Source organism: Flavobacterium sp. T12S277 (genome assembly GCF_048514875.1).
Lineage (GTDB): Bacteria > Bacteroidota > Bacteroidia > Flavobacteriales > Flavobacteriaceae > Flavobacterium.
The window spans coordinates 28,297-52,801 of sequence record NZ_JBLYEG010000013.1 but is presented as its reverse complement, the minus strand read 5'-3'; the positions used below and the strand labels follow the sequence as shown (position 1 = coordinate 52,801).

The following is a 24,505-nucleotide window of genomic DNA, read 5'->3' as shown; positions in this document are numbered from 1 at the left end:
ATGTCAAAATTATATATCGTTCCTACGCCAATTGGCAATCTAGAAGACATGACCTTTCGTGCCATCCGGATTTTGAAAGAAGTCGATTTGATTTTGGTCGAAGACACCCGAACCAGTGGCAAACTGCTGAAGCATTTTGAAATTGGCACGCACATGCACAGTCATCACATGCACAACGAGCATAAAACGACCGAAAATTTAATTGCACGTCTGAAAGCTGGTGAAACCATTGCTTTAATTTCCGACGCAGGAACTCCTGCAATTTCAGATCCCGGTTTTTTACTCACACGTGCCTGTGTTGAAAACAAAATCGAAGTTGAATGCCTTCCCGGAGCAACAGCTTTTGTTCCGGCTTTAGTCAACAGTGGATTACCCAACGACAAATTTGTTTTTGAAGGTTTTCTCCCTGACAAAAAAGGACGTCAGACCCGTTTTCTAACATTAGCCGAAGAAACGCGAACCATGATTTTGTATGTTTCGCCACATAAACTGGTAAAAACATTAGCCGAATTTATTCAGTATTTCGGAGAAGACAGGCAAGTTTGCGTTTCCAGAGAATTATCGAAACTGCACGAAGAAAACGTACGCGGAACCGCAAAAGAAGTGCTGACTCATTTTGAAAAAACAGCACCACGTGGCGAAATTGTCGTAGTCGTGGCAGGAAAAACCATAACAAAAGAGCCTAAGAAAAGTAAGTTTTCGAAGGATGATGCCGAAAAAGAAGAAGATTAAAAACCCCATTGTTTTTTAAATCCCCGTTTGTCCCATCGAGCGAAGTCGAGATGCTGCAACCGGTTCTCGACTTCGCTCGAACTGACAACAAGATTATATACAAAATAATAGCAAAGCATAAACATCATGAGCATACAAGCCTTTTTAGAAAAAGTAAAACAAACTCCAAACGAAATAACCTTCCCGGAAACTATAGCAGTAATCGAAAACCACTACAACTTTACTCCAACAGCCTTCCAAAATGGAACACAACATAATGCAGCCGGAGAAAATTCCGGTTCATGCAAATTATTTTCTTTCGCTAAATTGCAAAACCTAACTAAAGACGAAACTTTGGCTTGTTTTGGTGCATTCTATTTTGATGAAGTTCTCGGAGATCCAAACGGTACGAACCATCAAAACATTAGAAATTTCATCAACTTAGGCTGGGACGGAATTCAGTTTGAAGGAAATGCTTTGGAAGCAAAATAACATTTGTCAAGCTCAGTAAAATCGAAATCTTTTCAATGCCAATATTTCCGCCACAGATTTCTCAGATTAGCACAGATTAAAATCTTTTTAAATCCTCTAATCTGTGGCAATAAGAACACCTACCCGATTAAACGATTTCAAAAATCTGAAATCTGAAATCTAAAATCTAAAATCAACCATGCGCTGGACCTTAAAACCAAAACCTTCTGAAGAAAAAATCAAACATTTGGCGCAAGCTTTAAATGTAGAAGATTTTGTCGCAACACTTTTGATTCAGCGTGGCATTGAAACTTTTGACGAGGCCAGGGATTTCTTTCGTCCTTCCTTAGAACAGCTGCACGATCCGTTTTTGATGAAAGACATGGACAAGGCGGTTTCCAGAATCGAACTGGCCATTAAAAATCAGGAAAACATTTTAGTTTTTGGTGATTATGATGTCGACGGAACAACAGCCGTTTCATTGGTTTCGGCTTATTTGAAATCACATTATCCCAATATTGCTACATACATTCCCGATCGTTACGATGAAGGTTACGGAATTTCTTTTAAAGGAATTGACTTTGCCGACGACAACGGTTTTTCATTAATCATTGCATTAGACTGCGGAATAAAATCTATCGATCATATCGCTTATGCGAAAGAAAAAAACATAGATTTTATCATCTGTGACCACCACAGACCCGGAGATTCTCTTCCTGACGCTGTTGCCATTTTAGACCCGAAAAGAAACGACTGCTCCTACCCCTATGATGAATTGTGCGGTTGCGGAGTTGGTTTTAAACTGATTCAGGCTCTAGGGACAAACAGAAACGAAACCATTCAGGATCTCTTGCCCTACCTCGATTTGGTCGCGACTGCAATTGCCGCTGATATTGTACCGATAACAGGCGAAAACAGAATCCTTGCTTTTTACGGTTTACAAGTAATCAATTCCAATCCGAGACCTGGAATTAAAGCTTTGGTGCATCAGGTAAAAAAGAAAACCTTAGACATAACCGATGTTGTTTTTATCATTTCGCCCCGAATAAATGCCGCAGGACGAATCAAACATGGGAATCACGCTGTTGAATTGCTTACCGAGTTTAATTTTGAACAGGCGCAGCAATTTGCATCAGAAATTGAACAATACAATGCAGACCGAAAAGATCTGGATAAAAAAATAACCAAAGAAGCTTTTCAGCAAATCGCAGAAAACAACGAACAGGACCGATTTTCCACCGTTGTTTTTCAGGAAGACTGGCACAAAGGTGTCATCGGAATTGTAGCTTCCCGATTAATCGAGACGTACTATCGTCCAACTTTGGTTTTTACCAAAAGCGGTGACAAATATGCGGCATCCGCAAGATCTGTAAAAGGTTTTGACGTTTACAATGCGCTCGACGCCTGCTCTGAACATCTGGAACAATTTGGAGGCCATATGTACGCCGCCGGAATGACGCTCAAGGCTGAAAACTATAAAACCTTTAAAGCGGCTTTCGAAAAACAAGTCGAAGAAACCATTTTGCCCGAAATGCGAACTCCGGAAATAGAAATTGATGCCGAAATTAATTTCAGCGATATCACGCCAAAACTAATCCGAATTTTAAAACAATTTGAGCCCTTTGGTCCCTTAAATATGACGCCTGTTTTTATGACTAAAAGCATCAAAGACACGGGCTACGCCAAAACCTTAGGGGCAGAAGAGGAACATTTGAGGCTTTTTGTAAAACAAAATAATTCAGATGGAATTGCTGCGATAGGCTTTGGTCTTGGAAAAAAATTAGACATCGCAAAAAATCAAAACCCGTTTCAACTGGCCTATTCCCTCGCTGAAAACGAATGGAATGGAACGGTTTCGAATCAACTTATGCTAAAAGACATCAGAACAAATGAAAACTAAACCACACAAGCAAGATCCTTATCAGGCGTTACGCTACAGAGAATTTAATGTATTCCTTATCTTGCGTTTTGCAATGGTTTTTGCCTGGGCAATGCAGTTTATTGTAATCGAATGGGAAGTTTACAGCATCACTAAAAATCCCTTATCCCTCGGAATTATTGGTTTAATGGAAGTGATACCGGCTGTTTCAATGGCCTTATTTGCCGGACACATAGTCGATCAGAGCGAAAAGAAAGGTTTGTTGGTAAAATGTATTTTAGGCTTCTCCGTAATCAGTTTTGGATTATTTTTAGTCACTTGGCCTAGAGTTGTTGGCGGCTTATCTTCAAATGTAATCCTGTATTCCATCTACGCTTTAGTCTTTTTGGGCGGTTTGATCAGAGCTTTTCTGGGGCCTACTATTTTTTCTCTTCTATCACTGATAATTCCTAAAAAAGTATATCCAAATGCAGCTACCTGGAGCAGTTCTGTTTGGCAAATTGGAGCCGTATTAGGCCCTGCTGTTGCCGGTTTTTCGATCAATTGGATTGGAGTTCATTGGTCAATGTGTCTTGTTTTTGGATTCTCTATACTTTCCTTAATTGCATTATCACAAATCAGTAAAAAGCCAATTATAAATCCAAAGATTGGGGAATCAATCAAAGACAGTTTAACAGAAGGTTTAACGTTTGTATTTCGAAACCAAATTGTATTAGGGGCTTTGTCTCTGGATATGATCGCGGTACTTTTTGGCGGTGCCGTTGCTTTATTACCAATTTTTGCGCAGGATATCCTAAAAGTTGGTTCAGAAGGTTTTGGTATCTTAAGAGCTGCTCCGGCGGTGGGTTCTTTTATAACGATGTTGATATCGGCCTATGTACCTTTATATAAAAATGCCGGAAAAAAACTTCTAATTGCTATATTTATCTTTGGACTATCCATTATTTTATTTGGCTTTTCTACCTACTTCTGGCTCTCGGTTTTTGCTTTATTTTTAAGCGGACTTGCCGATGGAATTTCAGTAGTAATCCGCCAAACCATTTTACAGCTTAAAACTCCGGATCATATGCGTGGCCGCGTAGGAGCTGTAAACTCTATCTTTGTTGGATCTTCTAACGAATTGGGAGCCTTTGAAAGTGGTGCAACTGCCAAATTAATGGGAACCGTAACTTCCGTAATTTTTGGAGGCAGTATTACACTTTTAACCGTTTTAGGTTTTGGGCTAATATCCCCTACGTTTAGGAATTTGGACCTTCAAAAAGACATGGACGATCATCAAAATATGGAGTAAGCAACAATCTATTAAATTAAACTCCAAACTGAACTAAACTGGCAAGACCAATATCCTGTTTATTTTTTCCAAATTTTAAGACTTTTTTATTTAGAATTAATATAAATAATATTTATATTTGTTGAAATAAAAGGATCTGTAATGAGAGAAATAGAACAATTATACCACAATAATTTTGGAATTGCCTTTTACTGGAAAAAGGAAAACGAAACTATCACTGACAAAATACAATTGGTTTTTAAAGAAACCGGATTTTACTTCACCGTTCAGGAACTCAATTATTTTTGCGATTTAATTGAGGACAGTATGATTGAAAATGCATGCTGCGAAGCTTGCGAACTAAAAAACTCTTGTCACAAATTTTTGCTTAAAACCCCATACGCAGCAATAGATTTAGCCGTTTCTATTAAAGAACTAAAATCGATCAAAGATTTAGTGGAAGGCTCTTTATTTAGAATTGAGTTAGACGAATATGTCTATGGAGTTGGCTTAAACTAAGAAGTATTCTAAATATTTTAACAACATCTTTTCATTATTGAAATATATTTTGTTTGTATTCAAAATAAAGTATATTTACAACAATGAAAAAAACACGCATTCTTTTTGCCGTTGTTGTATTACTCTTTTTTGTAACGAGTTGCAAGAACGAGTCGGATAATTACATTGACCCCAGAGGAACTGATTATGCAGGTTCTGAAAGCTGTATTCAATGTCATAAGGTGCAATACGAAAATGCTTTTCACAGTTCACATTTCAAAGCCACCTCTCCCGCTTCTAAAGAAAACATACTGGGTCATTTTACAAAGGGGCACAATACTTTCGTGTATGACAAAATCACCAAACTAGTCATGGAAGAACGCAATGACAGTTTGTATCAGGTACTTTACAAAAACGGAAAAGAGGTAGAAGCCTATCCTTTTGATATAGTGTTTGGAACCAAACATGCCCAAACAAGTGCCTTTTGGAAAAACCATAGTACCTACGAACTGCCAATATCCTACTACAAATCACTAAACAGCTGGGCAACGAGTCCCGGATATCCTGCTGATGCGGCTAACTTTACCAGAGAAATCCCCAAAGACTGTTATGCCTGTCACAGCTCAAATATTGCAGGCAGTTTTGTAACTACAAGTTCAGATCAAGTTAGAGGCATGTCAATGGAAATGGAACCTTTCCTGAATAAAAAAACGTTGGTTTACGGAATCGATTGTGAACGCTGCCACGGACCAGCCAAACAACACGTTCAAACCCATTTGAAATTTCCCGATTTAAAAAATAACCCGCAAAGTATTGTTTCTTTTAAAAAGCTGACCAGACAACAAAGATTAGATGCCTGTGCACTTTGCCACTCCGGAAATGACAAATTAAAAATGAAGTCCCGTTTTCAATTTAAACCCGGGGACAATATTAGCGATTATTTCAGAGCTACTCCTACCTCAAACGATAGCTTACATTTTGATGTACATGGGAACCAACTGGGCCTGCTTGCCCAAAGTAAATGTTTCCAGAAAAGCGAAACTATGGATTGTATGAGCTGTCATAATCCGCACGCAAATGCTTCGCAAAATCTTGCAAGTTATTCGAAAATATGCATGAGTTGCCATCAGGATTTAAAACACAACGTCACAACCCTAAAAAACAGCTCTGAGCGTTTACTGGCCGACAATTGTGTAGCCTGCCATATGCCAAAGCAGCCGTCGAATGCTATCACTTTTCAGCTTTCGAACAGCAAACAGAAGTCAAATTATGTTTTGAGAACACACAAAATCGGGATTTATCCCAAAAAATAAAGAGTATTTATTGTTCGAATTTTTTAAGTTCAAAAGTCTCTCCGTCAAAAACTCCGTACGTAAAATAACCAATCCAATCGCCCAAATTGACATACTTAGAATCTTCTCCAACCGGAATGATCATTGGTAAATGGCGATGACCAAAAATAAAATAATTGTAGTGTTTGGTTTCCAGTTTGCGTTTGGCATACAAAACCAGCCATTCGTTTTCTTCTCCCAGGAATTTGACATCTTCATCACCCGAAATCAATTTGTTTTTGACTGATAAATACTGCGCCAGACTTACGCCAACATCGGGATGAAGCCATCGAAAGAGCCATTTTGAAAACGGATTCGTAAAGACCTTTTTCATACGTTTGTATCCCTTATCACCTGGACCTTTCCCGTCACCGTGACCAATTAAGAATGTTTTTCCGTTAAAAGTAAACTCCTTGTTATCATGATACACAGGAATATTCAATTCGGTTTCAAAATAATCGTTCATCCATAAATCATGATTTCCCACGAAAAAATAAACCGGGATACCGCTGTCACGAATTTCTGCCAGTTTACCTAAAATACGAACAAAACCTTTTGGAACGACCGTTTTATATTCAAACCAAAAATCAAACAGATCCCCTAATAAAAAAATAGCTTCTGCATCTCCTTTCACCTCATCCAGCCATGCAACAAATTTCTTTTCACGTGGCAAACTCAACTCTGGCGTTGGAGCTCCAAAATGCTGATCAGAAGCGAAATATACTTTTTTCATTTAGTTTTTTTGTGAGATGTGATTTGTGAGCTGTGAAATGATTGACCTTTCACAATTTACGTTTTACTGATTATCAGAAGCGTACCATTCTGCAAATGAAGATTCTGTTTCCTGAAGTTTTAAGGAGAAAAGAGAAATTTCTTTTGGTAAACGCGCCATGATTCTATCGGCAAAATCTACGACCATATTTTCACTTGTTGGCTGGTAATCTACCAAAATAACGTGATGACCACGATTTTTTAGTTCATTTGCCAATTCAACATGTGGTGTTGTTTCATTAAAAACCGTAGCATGATCAAACTGATCGACGATTTCTTCTTTTACAATTTTCTTTAGATCCGAAAAATCAATTACCATCCCAAATTTCACATTCGATCGGTCCGTAATTGGCGAACCAATAACCGTTACCGATAATTTATAACTGTGCCCGTGAACGTTTTTGCATTTTCCGTCGTAACCGTATAAAGCATGTCCGGTTTCGAAACTAAATTGTTTTGTAATTCTGATATTACTCATCGATTTGAATTTTAGGTTGCAAATTTACAAATTAATAACCGTTCTCGTCTCTTTTTTTAGCTCTGTTATACATCCAATACGCAATTCCGATTAAAACGACGAAAGGAATAAAGGATCCGATCACTACTCCAATCTGATAACTGCTATCGGGAGCAGCCTTAATTTTCTCTGCAACATCCACTTGCTGCAACAACGAAATAATCCTCATCTTGATTTATTGTTTATGTTTCACTTTAAAAAAATCATTTCCAAACCTGAAAAGATTAATCTCAATCTGTCATTGAAACCTTTTTAACATCCTTCAAAATTATACTTCTCTGCCGTTGCGCCCAATGACATATATCATAATTCAGGATCGCTATAACGAATCAAATATTAGTGAAACACTTTTTTCCTATTTCTTAAACTGCTCTAAAGCTTTTCTGCTAAAATCAGACAAAACTAGTTTTCCTGTAATTCCCGCACGCTCGATCAACAATGATTCCCAGTGTTCCGTTCCTTCCCAAATAATTTTCTTCATTTCGTACAAAGCATCAGGGTTATACGAACTTAATTGTTGCGTGAAATTGACCACTGCCGTATCTAAATTTTCTGCATCATGGATTTCTGTAAACAATTTGTTCTCTAATGCCCATGCCGCCGATTTCCATTCGTGAGCTGCCAAAGTCATTTCGGTCATTGCGGCTTTGCCAATCTTACGCGAAACAGCGGGTTCAATCACAAAAGGACCAATTCCGATCGCCAACTCCGACAATTTAACCGCACTTTCAGGAGTCGCTAAAACATAATCGCAAGCCGAAACAATTCCAACACCGCCACCAACTGCTTTTCCTTGCACACGTGCCACAATAATTTTAGAACAATTGCGCATTGCGTTTAACAAATGAGCAAAACCGGAGAAAAAGTGTGCCCCCTGCTGTTCATTTTTCACCGCCAGCAATTCATCAAATGAAGCACCCGAGCAAAAAACCTTAGCCCCTAAACTCTGCAAAACAATAACCGAAACTGTTTTGTTCTGACTTAAAGTATTAATCTCTGAAGTCAACCGATCTAATAATTGTCTTGGGAAAGAATTGCCGGCCGGATGTCCAAATTCAACCGTTGCAACCGCATTATGAAAAGTAGTTTGTAAAGAACCGTCTTGTATTTCTGCACTCATAAAAAATAAATTTGATCGTAAAGTTACACTTTTGAAAAATATTTTCGGTTGAAGTGATTTGAAATTTGCTTTTTGAAAATTAATTGACTTAATTTGCTCTCGCATTTGGGGGATTAGCTCATTTGGCTAGAGTGCTTGCCTGGCAGGCAAGAGGTGACCGGTTCGAATCCGGTATTCTCCACAAAAAAACCGTATTACTTTATTGGAATACGGTTTTTTTATTTTGAAAGAAATTTTCTTAGTGTTCATTCGCAGAGTCTTCGGCGTCTACCCTTTTTTTCTCCGCTTTCTTAAAATCATTATTTAATAAATCCGTCAGTTTCTTTTTCTCTTTCTGATTTTTTCTGATGGTAAATACGATCACGACAATTACAATTGCCGCTACAATTCCAATCACTATCCAATTGATTTCCATAACTTTAATTTTGAGTTAAAAATAAAGATTTAGATTTTTCACAACATTACCAAAAGGTTAAACCTTTGGACTATAAAGATTCAGAATAAAGTATTTTGCTGACAAAGACCAACCTGTCTCGCTTATTACTGAATACTTTATCAAAAATATTGTAGTCTGGTGCTTTCGTAAAAATGGAAGCTTTACCTATAAACAAAAGTTAAATCCATCAGAAAAACAGAGTTCGGAATTGTTTTTGTTAGACTTATCGAATACTACTTTTAAACTCCAAAAAATGAAAAATTTAATTTTACTCCTGAGCCTTACTTTTATTACTTCCTGTTCGTCAAGTGACGAAGATACACAGGGAGTTTTTTACTCCCCTTCCTGGATACAAGGAACCTGGAAAGATAATACAACGGGAGCTACCTTAACTTTTACCAAAAATGATATCAAATACAATTTGAAAGGAAGTACTTATTCTTTCAGTAAAAATCAAATTAAAATAGCATCAAATCAAATAATTCCACAGCAAATAGCCAAAACCGATGATTTGTATATTGTAGATTTTGGTCAGGGGCTTGAAGGTTCTCTAATCCGATTTAACTTTTTGAGAAAAACAGACAACACTATTGAATCAAAAGGGCATTTACCCGGCAACTATACCAGACAATAAATCTGGATTCGGCAAGTAAACAACACAAAATGCCCATCTAATAACAATCGTATAAAGAAAAAACTTTGCGTCTTTGCGTCTTTGCGAGCCAAAAAACTCCGCAACTCAAAACAACTAATTTAACAAATACCCAAATCGAATCGACCCGTAAAAGTATCCCGCATTGGTATTGGTATACGGATCATTTAATTCTCTGCCGCGATACATAAACGAGTACGACATATTGAAGTTATTGTGACGTAATTTTAAACCCGCTTCCGCATTGAAACGAAGCGGTTCCAAATCAAAGGTCAACGGACTGCTATTGCTAAACATACTTCCTTCAATTGTAGCATCATAAAACTGGTAATTGACACTGGGCATCGCATAAAAATAAAACTCGCGAACATTATATTGCGGCACATCGCTTACAGAAGCATCATGCAAATTAGAATCATAAATCGGGCGTAATTTTTTGAAACCAATTCTAGCCAGCAATCCTGTTGAAACTCCGGTAAAAATAGTCCCAACATTTGCTTCCGACTGAAAGTGAAGATCGACAAAATCATTATGTTTTGCCGGAAATAATTTCTTCGAATACATGACATGGGCCTGAACAGCAATTGCGTTGTGCAACTGATTGCCCCAACCATATACTTTTTTGTAACCAATAAGGTGATGAAAACTTTCCTGAGTTTCCCGGCCAAAAGCGTTGGGCCCCATAAAACCCAACTGAAAATCAGTTTTTAAAACCGATTCGCTTTTATAGAAAAAACTTTGCCCGCCTTCGACAAAAAGGTAACTGGTAAAAGGGCGGTCATTAATCGTAACGGCTTCTTTGTTTATAAATCTCGGATTGTAAATATACTGTCCGATACGAAATTCCGTGATCTTCTTGCTGATTTTTTCGTTGTTATTCTCTGATAAATAACGATAAAAAAGCTCAATACCATTGGTGTAATACATATCGTTTTTGGACGAAGTGTATAAATCGTTATCTGTAATTAACCCCGTTTCTGTGGTTTTTATCTGTCCGAAAGTCAAAGCTGTTAGCAACAACCCACATAAAACAAAGACTTTTTTAGTTCGCATGGTAATTTATTTTCCCAACCGAACGCATTTCGCGAACAATTCGTTCTTTTCTACGGTTGATATAACTGGAAGATCCCGTGGCTTTAAACTTTCTTGGATTTGGCAATATTGCTGCAATTCCAGCAGCCTGCATAGGCGTTAGGCTCGAGGCATCGCGACGGTACCAATGTTCCGTAGCGGCATAAGCTCCGTAAACCCCATCTCCCATTTCAATGCTGTTAAGGTACACCTCCATAATACGCTCCTTACCCCAGATTAACTCAATTAAAACGGTAAAATAAGCTTCAAGTCCTTTACGGAAATAACTTTTGCCCTGCCACAAAAAAACATTCTTGGCGGTTTGCTGCGAAATCGTACTTCCACCACGAATACGACGTCCACGTTCGTTGCTTTTATAGGCTTTTTGCAATGCTTTAAAATCGAAACCATTGTGTTTTAAAAAGGTTCCGTCTTCACTTGCAATAACTGCTTTTTGCAGATTCATCGAAATTTTATCGATTGGCTCCCAGTCATGGTCAAAATAAACTTCCTTACCGGCCATTTTGTTCTCTATGGCACGAATAATCATTAAAGGAGTAAAAGGCACGGGCACATATTTAAAAAATACCACCGACGCAATCGAGATTCCGAAGAACCATAAAAATAATTTGATAAAAAACCACTTTACTTTTTCGCCAAATGTACGACTGCCTTTTTTTGGGGCCGGCTTTGCTTTGCTAGTAGTTGTTTTTTTTGGTGCCGGTTTTTTGGGTGTTGCCATTATATTAAATCTGCTAATTCTGTTCCTATTAAACTCCCAATTGCTACTCCCATACCGCCTAATCGAACGCCACAAAACACGTTTTCAGACAATTGAGTAACAACAGGATTTTTACTATTTCCGATTCCCATGATCCCGCTCCAACGATGGGCTATCTGGAAATCCTGATTCGGTAAAATTACATTTTTAAGTAAATCCTCCAATTTATTTTGTACAATTTTAGTCTGACCAAATTCTGTGGTAGTTTCGGTTTCAAAATCAAGGTTTCGTCCCCCTCCAAGTAGAATCCGATCGCCGATATTTCTGAAGTAATAATACCCTCGATCCAGGTGAAAAGTGCCTTTGATTTCTAAGTTTGCAATAGGTTCTGTAATTAAAACCTGTGCTCTGGCAGGCTTTACCGCACCTTTTGTTAGCTTATTGGCAAAACCGTTGGTTGCAAAAAGAACTTTACCAGATTTAAAACTAAAATTATCCAGTACGAGTTCTACCTGGTTTCCCAAATCAGAATAAGCGGTAAGAGTTTGCTGGTTTAAGATCAGTATATTTTCAGAAACTGCTTGTCGCAACAGCTCCTGCATCATATTTCCGGTATCAATTTGCGCCTCAAACGGGTTAAAAATTAAATCTTTCTGAATATTTCCAAACCCAAAGCGATTTGCTTCTTTGGTAAAAACATCGGCTTTAAAAAGTGGTTTTAAAATTTCATTGACAAAAGACAGTCTCGAAATACAGGATTCAAAATTAAGATCATCCTCTTTTAAAAACACCTCATATCCTCCATAAGGTTTAAAGTCTATTGCAGCATCTCCCAGTCTTTTTCGCAGCAATTGCAATCCTTTCCATCGTTTTTCAACAAGCTGAATCACCTCTTCTTCTGAATGTGTTTTGAGATCTTCCATAATTTCGGAAAGACTTCCAAAACACGCAAAACCGGCATTTTTGGTACTTGCCCCCTGAGGCAACATTCCTTTTTCCAATACCAGAATTTTTGCTGTCGGAAACCTTTCGCGCAGGCGTAATGCAGCATGCAGCCCTACGATGCCACTGCCTACAACGGTATAATCAACATTTGTAAACCAATTTTTAAGCTCCCAATAACTTAGTTCTGTCATAAAATAATAAATTCCAATTAGTTAAAATCCAAATCCCAATTTAGGAAATAAATTTAAGATAGAAATTTCTATTTATGAAATTCCAATTCTTTTGAAATTCCAAATCCCAAATTCCAAATTCCAAATTCCAAAACGCGTCCTAAAGTTTTGCTGCCACGAATTCCCGAATTTCTATTCTCAAAGATTAGCAAAAAAAATTCGTGAATTCGTGGCCATTAAAAATCGACCCCAACGTTTAAAACTCAGCTCCATAAAATTTAACAATTTTTGGAATTTGGAATTTAGCTAATTTGGAATTTAATTGTTGTATTTTTAGTCCCACGAAAATTAGAATTTTATTTATGAAAAAAGTATTATTTACAACCTTAATAATGATGAGTTTAAACGCTATCGGACAGCAGGTAATGTCTCCGGAATTGTTATGGAAATTAGGACGAGTGAGTGCACTTGGACTTTCGAAAGACGCGAAAAATGTTGTTTTTAAGATTTCGACCCCATCCATTGAAGAGAACAAATCGTCTTCTAAATTTTACATCATTCCTGTAAATGGTGGAAATGCCACCGAAATTAAAGACACTAAAGAAGTTTTGGCTGACAAAAACGTTTCGCCAGACGGAAAATTTTTAGTGTACAACGAAGAGGTAAAACTGGAAAAAGTTTTAGGGAAAGATTTTTATCCGAAACTGGACAAATCAGACGCTCAGATTTATGACGGATTGGATTATCGTCATTGGGATACCTGGAATGAAGGTAAATTCAACCACGTTTTTTACAAAGAAAACAAAGAAGGCGCGGTTGGAATCGACATCCTGAAAGGTGAAAATTTTGATTCTCCGCAAAAACCTTTTGGCGGTGACGAAGATTACATCTGGTCTCCTGACGGAAAAAGCATCTTGTATGTATGCAAGAAAAAAGCAGGAACGCAGTATGCGATTTCTACTAATACCGATATTTACGAGTACAATTTAGAAACTCAGAAAACGATAAACAGAACCGAAGGTAATTTAGGTTACGATACAGCGCCACAGTTTTCTCCAACAGGAAATTTAACCTGGCTACAAATGAAACGTGACGGTTATGAAGCTGACAAAAACGACCTTATCGTTGAATTTAAAGGAATCAAAACAAACCTTACAGCAAACTGGGACGGAACTGTTGACAATTTCATCTGGAGTAAAGACGGTAAAACTGTATTTTTTGTAGCTCCGGTTGACGGTACAAAACAGCTTTTCTCTGTTAACTTTCCAGGATTGACCAAAATTGCGATTCAGGTTCGTCAATTGACTAATGGTGATTTTGATGTGAATGATTTAGTAGGTTTTGCAGGTGACGATATCATCGTAACCCGAAACGATATGAATCACGCTCCGGAAATTTATTCTTTTAACTTAAAGAAAAATACCTGGAAACAAATTTCAAATGTAAACACAGAAACCTACAAAACATTAGCACTTAGTAAAACCGAGAAGCGTTATGTGACCACTACAGACGGTAAAAAAATGTTGGTTTGGGTAATTTTACCTCCAAATTTTGATGCTACAAAAAAATACCCAACTTTATTATTCTGCCAGGGAGGACCTCAAAGTGCCCTGACACAATCGTATTCTTTCCGTTGGAATTTTTCATTAATGGCTGCAAAAGGTTATGTGGTTGTAGCGCCAAACCGTCGCGGAATGCCGGGTCATGGTGTTGAGTGGAACGAGCAAATCAGTAAAGACTGGGGCGGACAGGTTATGGACGATTACCTATCAGCAATCGACGATGTTGCGAAAGAAAATTATGTAGACAAATCCCGTTTAGGTTGTGTGGGCGCCAGCTACGGAGGATATTCTGTATTCTATTTGGCCGGAATTCACAAAAACCGTTTCAAAACTTTTATCGCTCATGATGGTGTCTTCAATACCGTAAGTATGTTAGGAACTACCGAAGAGGTTTTCTTTAACAACTGGGATTTTGGTGGCCCTTATTGGGAGAAAGACAATGCTGCAGCTCAAAAATCATATACTGTTTTTAACCCTGCAACTTTGGTGCAAAACTGGAACAGACCTATTTTAATTTTTCAGGGCGGGAAAGATTTCCGTGTGCCAATCGGACAAGGACAAGAAGCTTTTCAGGCTGCTCAGTTAAGAGGAATCAAAAGTAGATTTGTGTATTTCCCTGATGAAAATCACTGGGTTTTACATCCACAAAATGCTCAGGTTTGGCAAGGTGAATTTTTCAAATGGCTGAACGAGACGCTTTAAATCGAAATACTTAAAATAAAAAATAGCCGCAGGTACTAAAATCTGCGGCTATTTTGTTTTTAAAATCTTTTAATTATATAAAATATTAGCATTATTTTATATTTCTAAAACCGAAATTTTAGATAAATTGCGGTTGATTCCCCAATAAACTTCCTAAAACTTATAACACTACCAGATGGAGAGTAAAAAAAGTTACATGCCGATAAAAGTACTCTTCAGTTATATTGCTTTACTGGGATTGGTTGTTACCGTAGGATGGTTCCTGTATGCTGAAAATGTGGTGTACAACAAACTCGAAAATAAAATTGCTTTTGAAAAGACCAAAATCCTGAAAGTAAGCAAACTATTTTCGAACGTGTACAAAACCGAAAGTTTGGCCAGGAAAACCATTCAAACGAATTCTGAGGAAGATTTCAAAAGTTACCTTACCGAAACGGACTCTCTGAAATCCAGAATCGATACCTTAAAACAAATTGTTACGACACAATATCAAAAAACGCTATTAGACAGCGTTACCTACCTGTTGTCGGAAAAGACAAAAAACATTAAACAATTAAAAACCATAAAAAACAAAGCCGACGATGAAGTTTCGGTCAATACGGCGATTGATGAAATTACTAAAATGGAGTTTAAACTCCGAAAATTAGAACTTCAGGATTTCAACAAAAACCCAAATCAGTTAGGCAGTTACCAGCGAAATGTACTTCAAAAGTATGTAGATTACCTCAATCAGAATATTCCTGATGACAGCACCAACACCTTAAGCAAACAAGCCTCAGATTCGATTTTGGCCAATTCGAAAAAACTGCTAAGCAACGTAAAACTGAAAGCCGAAAAGAAAAAAGAATCGCTGAATTTTGAGGAAAATAAGTTATTAAAGAACGAAATCGCCATTTCAGATCAGCTTCGAAAAGTACTTCGAATTATCGAAAGAGAAATCATCATCAACTCGATAAAAAACAACTCTTTAAAAGAAAAATCGCTTAAAAAAGTAAATGAAATTGTAACCGCTTCTGCCATAATTGGCTTGGTTCTGACCTTGTTTTTCTCTATTTTAATTGTAAGCGATTACTCTAAATCACAGGTTTACAAAAAGAAACTCGAGATTGCGAATTTCAAAACAAAGAACCTGCTCAAAAGCCGTGAGCAATTAATTTCGACAGTGAGTCACGATTTAAAAACTCCTTTGAGTACCATTGTGGGCTATTCAGAACTTTTGGGGAATTCTGATGTGAATACCAAACAGTCTTATTTCATCAAAAACATTAAAAATTCTTCGGAATACATCACGCAGCTGGTTCAGGATTTACTGGATTTCTCTCAGATCGAAGCCGGGAAAATTACCATTGAGAAAGTCCCTTTTCTATTGCCGGAAGTAATTGATGAAGTCGCCAAAAGCATTCAAACCGTCTACAAGCAAAAAAACATCGATCTTATTATTAACGTCGATGACAAATTGAGCACCCGTATCGTTGGAGATCCTTTCAGACTAAAGCAAATTTTAAGCAATATTATCGGAAATGCTTATAAATTCACCGAAGAAGGGTTTATAAAAATCAGTGCATACATTACTGAAAACAATGATTTCTTTGTGGTTTCCATACAGGATTCAGGAATTGGAATCGAAAAAGGAAATCAGCAATTAGTTTTTGAAGAATTTGCGCAGGCAAACGAAAATATAGAAAAAAAATATGGCGGAACCGGTTTAGGATTATCCATCTGCCAGAAAATAATTTCAATTTTGGGTGGAAACCTGCGTCTTGAAAGCACTTTCGGAAAAGGAAGTACATTTCAAATTCAGCTGCCTTTATTGTTTGACCATAGCCAAAACATCCCTGTTGAAAAGAAAAAGCCAATCATCCTAAACACCCAAAAACAAACGTTTATTGTTCTTGACGACGACATTAATCTTCTGAATTTAACGAGTGGCGTCTTAAGACAGGAAAAACATGAGGTATTTTCTTTTAACAGCGCCGAAAAAGCTTTAGAAGCGATTGAAAACACTCCTTTCGATTTTATTATCACCGACATACAAATGCCCGAAATGGACGGTTTTATGTTCCTGGAAAAACTAAAAAACAGCGGTTATTCGACTTTTAAAAACCAACCCGCAATTGCCTTAACCGGAAGGACCGATCTCGATGCTGCGGTTTACACGGAAGCCGGTTTTACCACAGTAATTCAAAAACCATATTCCCCAAAAATACTGTTGGAGACGATTCATCGTATTCTGGAACACGATACCTTACCAACGGCTGATATTAATGAGAAGGAAGAAACTGTTACTTCAGAATTGTATACTCTTGATACGCTGAAAGAGTTTTTAGGCAATGATGAGGAAGCGTTGAAAGAAATTCTGAAATCGTTTATCGAAAATAGTTCTCAAAATCTGAATGCTTTGGAAATTGCTGTTAACGAAAAAAACACGGCCGAGATTAACTCGATTGCACACCGAATGGCCCCTATGTTCAAACAAATTCAAACACGTGAGATTGGGGATATTTTGAGGGTTCTGGAAAGCAAGACTCTTGACGTTTCGGAGGCAGCAGCCATTTTTGGTACGTTGAAATCAAAAACAACAGTGCTTTTTGATGCCTTGCGTGAGGAAATAGTTTAATCGATATTGTAGTGCTTTAATTTATTATAAAGCGTTTTTCTGGTAATCTTAAGCAGTTTGGCAGCTTCCGATTTATTATTCTGTGCCTTTGACAACGCCTGAATGATGGCTTCTTTTTCATTGTCAGATAACGAAAAGCTACCACCCGAGCCCGACTCTTTCTGTATCTGAAAAAACTCTGCGGGCAGCACATCACTTTCGATAAACTCGCCTTTAGACAGCAATGTCGAACGTTTGACACAATTTTGTAGTTCCCGTAAATTTCCCGGCCAGTTGTAATTTTGAAAAATAGCAACCACTTCCGGTGAAAACCCGATAACCTCTTTGTTCAGCTGTTGATTGGCTTTTTCCAGAAAATAATCGGCAAAAACCATCAAATCTTCGTCTCTCTCTTTTAAAGAAGGCGACAATATCGAAAACTCGTTGATTCTATGGTATAAATCTTCTCTGAAATCACCGTTTTTTACTGCCTCGCGTAAATCTTCGTTTGTAGCAGTAATGATGCGTATATCGACGTTTATTTCTTTATTACTACCAACAGGTTTAATTTTTCGTTCCTGAAGCGCACGCAACAATTGAATTTGGTTTTCATAAGACAGGTTTCCTATTTCATCCAAAAAAAGAGTTCCGCCATTGGCCGCTTCAAAATACCCCATTTTGTCGCTGATTGCTCCGGTAAAAGATCCTTTTAAATGTCCGAAAAATTCACTTGCCGCCAGTTCTTTTGGAATAGCTCCGCAATCGACCGCAATAAAATTGTTGTTTTTTCTTAAACTTTGCTGATGAATACTTTTAGCAATAATTTCTTTCCCGGTTCCGCTTTCTCCTATAATTAAAACCGACATATCCGTTGGACTTACCAAGTGAATATGATCCAGCAGTTTTTTAGAAGCGACAGAAATTCCTTTTACAAATTCGTTTTCAGCTGTAGTTTGTTTTTTAACCACTTTCTTTTCCTTCACAGTAGCTTCTTCCGTTTCGGTTTCCGAAGTCTTTAAAGCATTTGTAATCACCAATAAAACTTCATCGGGATTAAAGGGTTTCGAAATATAATCGGCTGCACCATTTTTTATGGCTTTAACCGCGGTATTAACATCCGAATAGCCTGTCATTAAGATTACAGGAACTTGAGGATACTCCGTCTTGATTTCCGACATTAGTCCAATACCGTCAGAATCAGGCAAACGAAGATCTGTTAAAATCAAATCGAAAGATTCTTTTTTGATCGCAATTCTGGCTTCGGCAGCCGAAAAAGCAATGGCTACATCGTATGCTTTTTTGATTAGAAATTTTTCTAATAATTTGCAGAACGAAATATCATCTTCTATCAGTAATATCTTTGGCATTTGCGTTTGAGGACTTTTTTGCTAAAATAATACTAATAAAATTGTCTTTTCATAAAATTATGTAAAAAAAAGAGATTGCATCTCTGCAATCTCTTTTTCACCAAAAACATAAATCTAAATTCACCTAATTATATCTTCAACCAGTTGCCATTGACATCTGAAAAAACAGTAGCCTTTTGGTCACCAACTGATATCTCAAGTTTATATTCTTTTTTCTCGTTTACGGCTGATTTTACAAGCTTAGCACCCGGATAAGCGGTTTGCAATGCTGTTTTTACAGCAGCAGGTACGGCATCTGCACTAACTTCTGTATATTCTGTCTGAACAGAAACAGTTACTTCTTCCAATTTCGGAGTAGTTATTTTATAAGCATAAATTGACATACTTCCTAAAACTATTGCTGCCGATAAGATTAATTTTTTCATATTATTCTTTTTTTTAGTATTTCGGGGCAATGACTCCTTTGTCATCTGTGAAAACAAAATGTTTATCTTGATCGACCCCGGAATTAAGTTCTAATTTGTATTGCTTTTTCGAGTTCACATAAGCCTTTACAAGCTTTGAACCAGGAAAAGATTTTTCTAAAGTAGCTTTAACTTCAGCAGGAAGCGCCTCCGCTTTAATTTCCTTAAAATTGTCCTGAAATTTAACGATGTTCAAAACCGATTTATTTAATGTAGTCGCTTCTGCGTTCGTTAATAAACCTCCTAAAATGATGACAGCTGATAAAATTAATTTTTTCATAAGTATTTGCTTTTTTTTTAATTCGTATTAGCTGATAAAATTAGGTAATTATTTTTTAAGGATGTTCCCCGAAGCATCTGTAAATACAGTATACTTTTTATCTCCGGTTGAGATTTCCAATTTGTACTCGTCTTTTTCGTTTTTATACGCTTTTTCAAGTTTCGTATTCGGAAAAGATTTTTCAATTGTTGATTTTACTGCTGCGGGAACAGCATCTGTACCAATTTCTTTGTATTCATCCTGAACAATTACAGATTGAATAGCTGATGTTGATACTACCGGACTTGCTGCCTGAACAGACAAACCTCCCAGAACAATTGCTGCTGATAAGATTAACTTTTTCATTATAAATGGTTTTTATGGGTTACTAACAGTTATTTTTTAAGAATGTTTCCGGAAGCATCTGTATAAACTATAGATTTTTCACCTCTAACGGTTATTTCTATTTTATACTCTTTCTTCGCGTTTACATAGGCTTTATCCAGTTTTACACCAGGATAAGCATTGTCTAATGCTGTTTTAATTGCAGCCGGAACTGCATCAACTTCTTTATATTCGTCCTGAACGCTTACAGTTTGTACCATTGAACTTGTCGGAGTTACATTTCCTGCCTGCATTGACAACCCTCCTAATAAGATAGCTGCCGATAAGATTAACTTTTTCATAATGTTCCTTTTTTATAGTTCTTTATTACTTATTTTTTGATCCAGGTTCCATCTGCATTTGCATAAAGAGCCCCTACTTTGTCACCTACTGTAACCTCAAGTTTATACTCTGACTTTTCGTTTTTGTATGCTTTTGAAAGCAGGGCATCCGGATACGCTTTTTTAAGAGCAGCAGTTACTGCAGCAGGAACTTCTTCCACTTTAATTTCAGTGTACTCTTCCTGAAAAGATACTGCTTTTACGATTGTATTTGATATTGGAGAAGTTGAAGCAAATGATGTTAAACCTCCCAAAACGATTGCGGCTGATAGAAATAAATTTTTCATAGTGTGTATATTTTAGTACTCTTAATTTTATTTTGATGTTCTTAATTTGAATAAACATAAGAACTGTTTTAGATTATTTTTTGATCCAGGTCCCGTCTGCATTAGCAAAAAGGTTACCTACCTTTTCTCCTACTGTAACGTCTAGTTTGTACTCTGATTTCTCGTTTTTATACGCTTTTGTAACTACTGCACTTGGGTATGCTTTTTTCAAAGCTTCTGTAATTGGAGCAGGCAATTCTTCTAATTTGATCTCTGTATATTCATCTGAAACAGAAACCGTTTTAACGATAGTACTTGCCATTGGAGCATTTGATGCAAATGATGTTAAACCTCCTAAAACAATTGCGGCTGATAAAAATAAATTTTTCATAATGTGTATATTTTAAATTATTAATAGTTGTTTACGCTTTAGATAATGAAATTATTATGCCGTAACGAAAACGTTGTATCTACAATTACTTAAATCCTTATTTTTAAAGGGATTAAGTCATATGTGCCAGAATTTCAACTTTACAAAAAGTGTGTAACTCAGGCAAAACATGTATAAAAAATACACACCAGAAGTGTTTACTTCATTAAAAAGCAAACCCGATAAGCTCTTCAAACCTATCGGGTTTACCATGTGGTAAAATAAAAAAGGCCGTCGTAATCGACAGCCTTTCGTTTTATTCCTCTATAGGTTTCATTTTAAATGTATCCATAAAAGCAGTAGTATAATCTCCTGCAATATATCTTGGGTCATCCATTAATTGTCTATGGAATGGTATTGTAGTTTTGATGCCTTCAATAACAAATTCATCCAAAGCTCTTCGCATTTTGCTAATCGCTTCTTCTCTTGACTGCGCAGTTGTAATTAACTTAGCAATCATCGAATCGTAGTTTGGAGGGATGCTGTAACCAGAATATACGTGAGTATCTAAACGTACTCCGTGTCCTCCTGGCATATGAAGCGTAGTAATCTTTCCTGGTGAAGGGCGAAAATCGTTATAAGGATCTTCAGCATTAATACGGCATTCGATAGCGTGTAATTGTGGCAAATAGTTTTTTCCTGAAATTGGAATTCCTGCCGCTACCATAATTTGCTCACGAATTAAATCGTAGTCAATTACCTGTTCCGTAATTGGGTGCTCCACCTGAATACGGGTATTCATTTCCATGAAATAGAAGTTTCTGTGTTTGTCCACTAAAAACTCTACAGTTCCGGCTCCTTCGTACTTAATAAATTCAGCCGCTTTTACAGCTGCTTCTCCCATTGCTGCACGCAACTCGTCGGTCATGAATGGCGAAGGTGTTTCTTCAGTTAATTTTTGGTGACGACGTTGTACGGAACAGTCTCTTTCAGAAAGGTGACATGCTTTTCCGTATGAATCTCCAACTACCTGAATTTCGATATGACGCGGCTCTTCGATAAGTTTCTCCATGTACATTCCGTCATTTCCAAATGCAGCAGCAGCTTCCTGACGTGCACTTTCCCATGCTTTCAACAATTCATCTTCTTTCCATACCGCACGCATTCCTTTTCCACCACCTCCGGCAGTAGCTTTAAGCATTACCGGGTAACCAAATTCTTTAGCTAATTTTTGCGTTTGTTCGAAAGATTCTAATAATCCGTCAGAACCTGGTACACATGGAACTCCTGCAGCTTTCATTGTCGCTTTAGCAGAAGCTTTATCTCCCATTCTATCGATCATTTCAGGAGCTGCACCAATAAATTTGATTCCGTGCTCCTGACAAATTTTTGAGAATTTAGCATTCTCAGAAAGAAATCCATATCCTGGATGTATTGCGTCTGCGTTAGTAATTTCGGCAGCAGCAATAATATTTGACATTTTCAAATACGATAAGTTACTTGGAGGGGGCCCAATACAAACCGCTTCATCAGCAAACTTAACATGTAAACTTTCTGCATCGGCTGTAGAGTAAACTGCTACAGTTTTGATTCCCATTTCTTTACATGTACGAATTACACGAAGTGCAATTTCTCCTCTATTTGCAATTAATATTTTTTTAAACATCTTATTTATATTAAAAATTACAAATTCCAATCTTCAAATTCCAATAATTGGATTTTGTGATTTGTCTATTGGAATTTTTAAAAATTATGATGGATCAACTAAGAATAAAGGTTGGTCAAATTCAACAGGAGACATATCGTCAACAAGAATTTTTACAATTTTACCTGAAACTTCTGATTCGATTTCGTTGAATAATTTCATTGCTTCAATTACACAAAGAACATCACCTTTAGCGATAGTGCTTCCAACTTCAGTAAATACTGGTTTGTCTGGAGATGGTTTTCTGTAAAAAGTTCCAATAATTGGAGATTTAATAGTAATGAATTTAGAATCTTCAACAGCAGCAGGCGCCTCTGCATTTACATTTACAACTACCGGAGCTGTTTGTTGAGGAGCAACTGCCTGTGGCAATGCAGCCTGAGCTGGTAATTGCTGTACATAAGTAGCTTCAGTTACATTTGTTTCTAAAGTTGTTCTGATGGTGATTTTTACATCATCCATTTCTAACTTTACTTCTGCAACTCCCGAATTTGCTACAAATTTGATTAGGTTTTGAATTTCTTTTAAATCCATAATGATTCGTTTTTAGTTTTGATTTATTTTTTATCGTATGCCCATTTTAAGTAAATAGATCCCCAAGTGAATCCTCCACCAAACGCAGCAAAAATAATATTATCTCCTTTTTTAAGCAAGTGTTCAAAGTCGCTTAATACTAATGGCAATGTAGCAGAAGTGGTATTACCATATCTTTCAATGTTCATCAATACTTTTGACTCTTCAAGATTCATTCTGCTTGCAGTAGCATCAATGATACGCTTGTTTGCCTGATGTGGTACTAACCAGTTTACATCCTGATTCGTAAGATTGTTTCTTTGCAGAATCAATTCACTGGCATCAGCCATATTGGTTACAGCATATTTAAAAACGGTTTTTCCGTCCTGAATAATATTGTGTTGTTTGTTTTTTACGGTCTCTGCTGTAGTTGGAGTTAAAGAACCTCCTGCAGAAATTTTAAGAAAATCGCGTCCTACACCGTCGCTTCGTAAGTATTCGTCCTGTAAACCAAGACCTTCATAATTGGGTTCGAATAAAACGGCTCCCGCTCCGTCACCAAAAATAATACAAGTTGCTCTGTCTGTGTAATCTACAATTGATGACATTTTATCGGCACCAATTAAAAGTACTTTTTTGTATCTTCCTGACTGCACATAAGCTGCAGCAGTTGACATTCCGTACAAGAAACTTGAACATGCCGCCTGCAAATCATAAGCAAATGCATTGGTAGCTCCAATTTCTGTTGCAACATAAACTCCTGTAGAGGCTACCGGCATATCTGCCGTAGCTGTTGCCATTATGATCATATCAATCTCTAACGGATCAATATTAGCTTTTGCTATTAAATCCTGTGCTGCTTTTATGGCAAGAAACGATGTTCCTTTATCAGCATCTTTTAAAATCCTTCTCTCTTTAATTCCGGTACGAGTAGTAATCCATTCGTCATTAGTTTCGACCATCGTTTCCAATACCTTGTTCGAAAGTACAAAGTCGGGAACGTAAGCTCCAACAGCGGTAATTGCGGCTGTGATTGTATTCATTATATTCTATTATTTCGTTTCAAATACAGTGTATTTGAAAAATTTTTAAAAGACTTGAAAATTACAAAAAAAAACGAAATTAATTTGTAGAAATTTTCTTAAAAAAAGAAAATTATAACCAACAAAAAAAACTCTCACTATGTGAGAGTTCCAGTATCATTTACAAAAACGTATTAAGCAACCGCTACAGATTTATCGATAACAACTTGCCCTCTGTAATACATTTTACCTTCATGCCAGTAAGCTCTGTGGTATAAATGTGCTTCTCCAGTAATAGGACATGTAGCGATTTGAGCTACAGTAGCTTTATAATGTGTTCTTCTCTTATCTCTTCTTGTTTTCGAGATTTTTCTCTTAGGATGTGCCATTT

The 24,505-nt window shown here is 37.0% G+C and carries 28 protein-coding genes and 1 tRNA gene; 10 read left to right on the top strand and 19 right to left on the bottom strand.

From position 1 onward, the window contains the following. From rsmI to ACN1CN_RS17590, 6 genes are all read left to right on the top strand, one after another. Complete coding sequence (gene rsmI / locus ACN1CN_RS17615; RefSeq protein WP_419136560.1) at nt 1–732, top strand: 16S rRNA (cytidine(1402)-2'-O)-methyltransferase; 732 nt, start codon at nt 1–3, stop codon at nt 730–732. Between the two features lie 126 nt (nt 733–858). Further along, nucleotides 859–1,203, top strand: a complete 345-nt coding sequence (locus ACN1CN_RS17610; protein WP_264525510.1) for a HopJ type III effector protein — start codon at nt 859–861, stop codon at nt 1,201–1,203. A gap of 178 nt (nt 1,204–1,381) precedes the next feature. Continuing rightward, a complete protein-coding gene (recJ, locus tag ACN1CN_RS17605) occupies nt 1,382–3,082 on the top strand; it encodes a single-stranded-DNA-specific exonuclease RecJ (protein WP_419136559.1) in 1,701 nt (566 codons plus the stop codon). Next, a complete protein-coding gene (locus ACN1CN_RS17600; RefSeq protein WP_419136558.1) occupies nt 3,072–4,352 on the top strand; it encodes an MFS transporter in 1,281 nt (426 codons plus the stop codon). Before recJ ends, ACN1CN_RS17600 begins: the two co-directional genes overlap by 11 nt. Before the next feature lie 141 nt (nt 4,353–4,493). Then, nucleotides 4,494–4,850: a hypothetical protein gene (locus tag ACN1CN_RS17595; protein WP_263362077.1), complete on the top strand. Its 357-nt coding sequence runs from the start codon at nt 4,494–4,496 to the stop codon at nt 4,848–4,850. A gap of 83 nt (nt 4,851–4,933) precedes the next feature. After that, entirely contained in the window at nt 4,934–6,142 is a 1,209-nt protein-coding gene (locus tag ACN1CN_RS17590; RefSeq protein ID WP_419136557.1) for a cytochrome c3 family protein, read from the top strand. A 7-nt stretch (nt 6,143–6,149) separates the two neighbouring features. Here ACN1CN_RS17590 and ACN1CN_RS17585 read toward each other — a convergent pair whose 3' ends face one another. The 4 genes from ACN1CN_RS17585 to ACN1CN_RS17570 all read right to left on the bottom strand — a co-directional run bounded on the left by ACN1CN_RS17585 (nt 6,150) and on the right by ACN1CN_RS17570 (nt 8,568). Continuing rightward, nucleotides 6,150–6,893 carry a UDP-2,3-diacylglucosamine diphosphatase gene (locus ACN1CN_RS17585; protein ID WP_419136556.1) on the bottom strand — a complete coding sequence of 248 codons (744 nt, stop codon included), beginning with the start codon at nt 6,891–6,893 and terminating at the stop codon, nt 6,150–6,152. Between the two features lie 63 nt (nt 6,894–6,956). Continuing rightward, nucleotides 6,957–7,409, bottom strand: a complete 453-nt coding sequence (locus ACN1CN_RS17580; RefSeq protein ID WP_419136555.1) for a 6-pyruvoyl trahydropterin synthase family protein — start codon at nt 7,407–7,409, stop codon at nt 6,957–6,959. A gap of 31 nt (nt 7,410–7,440) precedes the next feature. After that, on the bottom strand, nt 7,441–7,617 hold the full coding sequence (locus tag ACN1CN_RS17575) for a hypothetical protein (protein WP_249966463.1): 177 nt from the start codon (nt 7,615–7,617) through the stop codon (nt 7,441–7,443). A gap of 186 nt (nt 7,618–7,803) precedes the next feature. After that, on the bottom strand, nt 7,804–8,568 hold the full coding sequence (locus tag ACN1CN_RS17570; protein WP_419136554.1) for an enoyl-CoA hydratase/isomerase family protein: 765 nt from the start codon (nt 8,566–8,568) through the stop codon (nt 7,804–7,806). Between the two features lie 107 nt (nt 8,569–8,675). Here ACN1CN_RS17570 and ACN1CN_RS17565 point away from each other — a divergent pair. After that, nucleotides 8,676–8,749, top strand: a tRNA-Ala gene (locus ACN1CN_RS17565). Nucleotides 8,750–8,806: 57 nt separating this feature from the next. Here the strand turns inward: ACN1CN_RS17565 and ACN1CN_RS17560 are convergent. Then, nucleotides 8,807–8,983, bottom strand: a complete 177-nt coding sequence (locus ACN1CN_RS17560) for a hypothetical protein (RefSeq protein WP_419136553.1) — start codon at nt 8,981–8,983, stop codon at nt 8,807–8,809. A gap of 274 nt (nt 8,984–9,257) precedes the next feature. On the opposite strand from ACN1CN_RS17560, the gene ACN1CN_RS17555 reads away from it, so the two are divergent. Beyond that, nucleotides 9,258–9,638, top strand: a complete 381-nt coding sequence (locus ACN1CN_RS17555; protein ID WP_419136552.1) for a hypothetical protein — start codon at nt 9,258–9,260, stop codon at nt 9,636–9,638. Nucleotides 9,639–9,752: 114 nt separating this feature from the next. Here ACN1CN_RS17555 and ACN1CN_RS17550 read toward each other — a convergent pair whose 3' ends face one another. The 3 genes from ACN1CN_RS17550 to ACN1CN_RS17540 are packed head-to-tail and all read right to left on the bottom strand — an operon-like array spanning nt 9,753 to nt 12,584. Beyond that, on the bottom strand, nt 9,753–10,709 hold the full coding sequence (locus tag ACN1CN_RS17550) for a lipid A deacylase LpxR family protein (protein WP_419136551.1): 957 nt from the start codon (nt 10,707–10,709) through the stop codon (nt 9,753–9,755). Continuing rightward, nucleotides 10,699–11,469 carry a monofunctional biosynthetic peptidoglycan transglycosylase gene (mtgA, locus tag ACN1CN_RS17545; protein ID WP_291285617.1) on the bottom strand — a complete coding sequence of 257 codons (771 nt, stop codon included), beginning with the start codon at nt 11,467–11,469 and terminating at the stop codon, nt 10,699–10,701. Before mtgA ends, ACN1CN_RS17550 begins: the two co-directional genes overlap by 11 nt. After that, nucleotides 11,469–12,584, bottom strand: a complete 1,116-nt coding sequence (locus ACN1CN_RS17540) for an NAD(P)/FAD-dependent oxidoreductase (protein ID WP_419136550.1) — start codon at nt 12,582–12,584, stop codon at nt 11,469–11,471. The genes mtgA and ACN1CN_RS17540 overlap by 1 nt, the downstream gene beginning before the upstream one ends. A 341-nt stretch (nt 12,585–12,925) precedes the next feature. Between ACN1CN_RS17540 and ACN1CN_RS17535 the strand changes: the two genes are divergently transcribed. Next, a complete protein-coding gene (locus ACN1CN_RS17535) occupies nt 12,926–14,827 on the top strand; it encodes an alpha/beta fold hydrolase (RefSeq protein ID WP_419136549.1) in 1,902 nt (633 codons plus the stop codon). A 175-nt stretch (nt 14,828–15,002) separates the two neighbouring features. Next, nucleotides 15,003–17,444 carry a hybrid sensor histidine kinase/response regulator gene (locus tag ACN1CN_RS17530; RefSeq protein WP_419136548.1) on the top strand — a complete coding sequence of 814 codons (2,442 nt, stop codon included), beginning with the start codon at nt 15,003–15,005 and terminating at the stop codon, nt 17,442–17,444. On the opposite strand, the gene ACN1CN_RS17525 is transcribed toward ACN1CN_RS17530, so the two are convergent. From ACN1CN_RS17525 to rpmF, 11 genes are all read right to left on the bottom strand, one after another. Beyond that, nucleotides 17,441–18,790, bottom strand: coding sequence for a sigma-54-dependent transcriptional regulator (locus ACN1CN_RS17525; protein WP_419136547.1), 1,350 nt, complete (start codon nt 18,788–18,790; stop codon nt 17,441–17,443). The genes ACN1CN_RS17530 and ACN1CN_RS17525 overlap by 4 nt on opposite strands. A 128-nt stretch (nt 18,791–18,918) precedes the next feature. Next, entirely contained in the window at nt 18,919–19,215 is a 297-nt protein-coding gene (locus tag ACN1CN_RS17520) for a hypothetical protein (protein WP_419136546.1), read from the bottom strand. A 13-nt stretch (nt 19,216–19,228) separates the two neighbouring features. After that, nucleotides 19,229–19,534, bottom strand: coding sequence for a hypothetical protein (locus ACN1CN_RS17515; RefSeq protein WP_419136545.1), 306 nt, complete (start codon nt 19,532–19,534; stop codon nt 19,229–19,231). A 48-nt stretch (nt 19,535–19,582) separates the two neighbouring features. After that, entirely contained in the window at nt 19,583–19,879 is a 297-nt protein-coding gene (locus ACN1CN_RS17510) for a hypothetical protein (protein ID WP_264525528.1), read from the bottom strand. 29 nt (nt 19,880–19,908) lie between these two features. After that, nucleotides 19,909–20,199 carry a hypothetical protein gene (locus ACN1CN_RS17505; RefSeq protein ID WP_264525529.1) on the bottom strand — a complete coding sequence of 97 codons (291 nt, stop codon included), beginning with the start codon at nt 20,197–20,199 and terminating at the stop codon, nt 19,909–19,911. Between the two features lie 29 nt (nt 20,200–20,228). Next, entirely contained in the window at nt 20,229–20,525 is a 297-nt protein-coding gene (locus ACN1CN_RS17500; protein WP_419136544.1) for a hypothetical protein, read from the bottom strand. 73 nt (nt 20,526–20,598) lie between these two features. After that, a complete protein-coding gene (locus ACN1CN_RS17495) occupies nt 20,599–20,895 on the bottom strand; it encodes a hypothetical protein (protein WP_264525531.1) in 297 nt (98 codons plus the stop codon). 295 nt (nt 20,896–21,190) lie between these two features. Next, complete coding sequence (gene accC, locus ACN1CN_RS17490; protein ID WP_017496276.1) at nt 21,191–22,540, bottom strand: acetyl-CoA carboxylase biotin carboxylase subunit; 1,350 nt, start codon at nt 22,538–22,540, stop codon at nt 21,191–21,193. 84 nt (nt 22,541–22,624) lie between these two features. Continuing rightward, on the bottom strand, nt 22,625–23,113 hold the full coding sequence (gene accB, locus ACN1CN_RS17485; RefSeq protein WP_173966028.1) for an acetyl-CoA carboxylase biotin carboxyl carrier protein: 489 nt from the start codon (nt 23,111–23,113) through the stop codon (nt 22,625–22,627). A gap of 23 nt (nt 23,114–23,136) precedes the next feature. Beyond that, the gene (locus ACN1CN_RS17480; protein ID WP_264525532.1) at nt 23,137–24,135 is read right to left on the bottom strand and encodes a beta-ketoacyl-ACP synthase III; all 999 of its coding nucleotides are present in this window, start codon (nt 24,133–24,135) and stop codon (nt 23,137–23,139) included. A gap of 173 nt (nt 24,136–24,308) precedes the next feature. Further along, nucleotides 24,309–24,503, bottom strand: coding sequence for a 50S ribosomal protein L32 (gene rpmF / locus ACN1CN_RS17475; protein WP_007137315.1), 195 nt, complete (start codon nt 24,501–24,503; stop codon nt 24,309–24,311). Between the last annotated feature and the right edge of the window lie 2 nt (nt 24,504–24,505).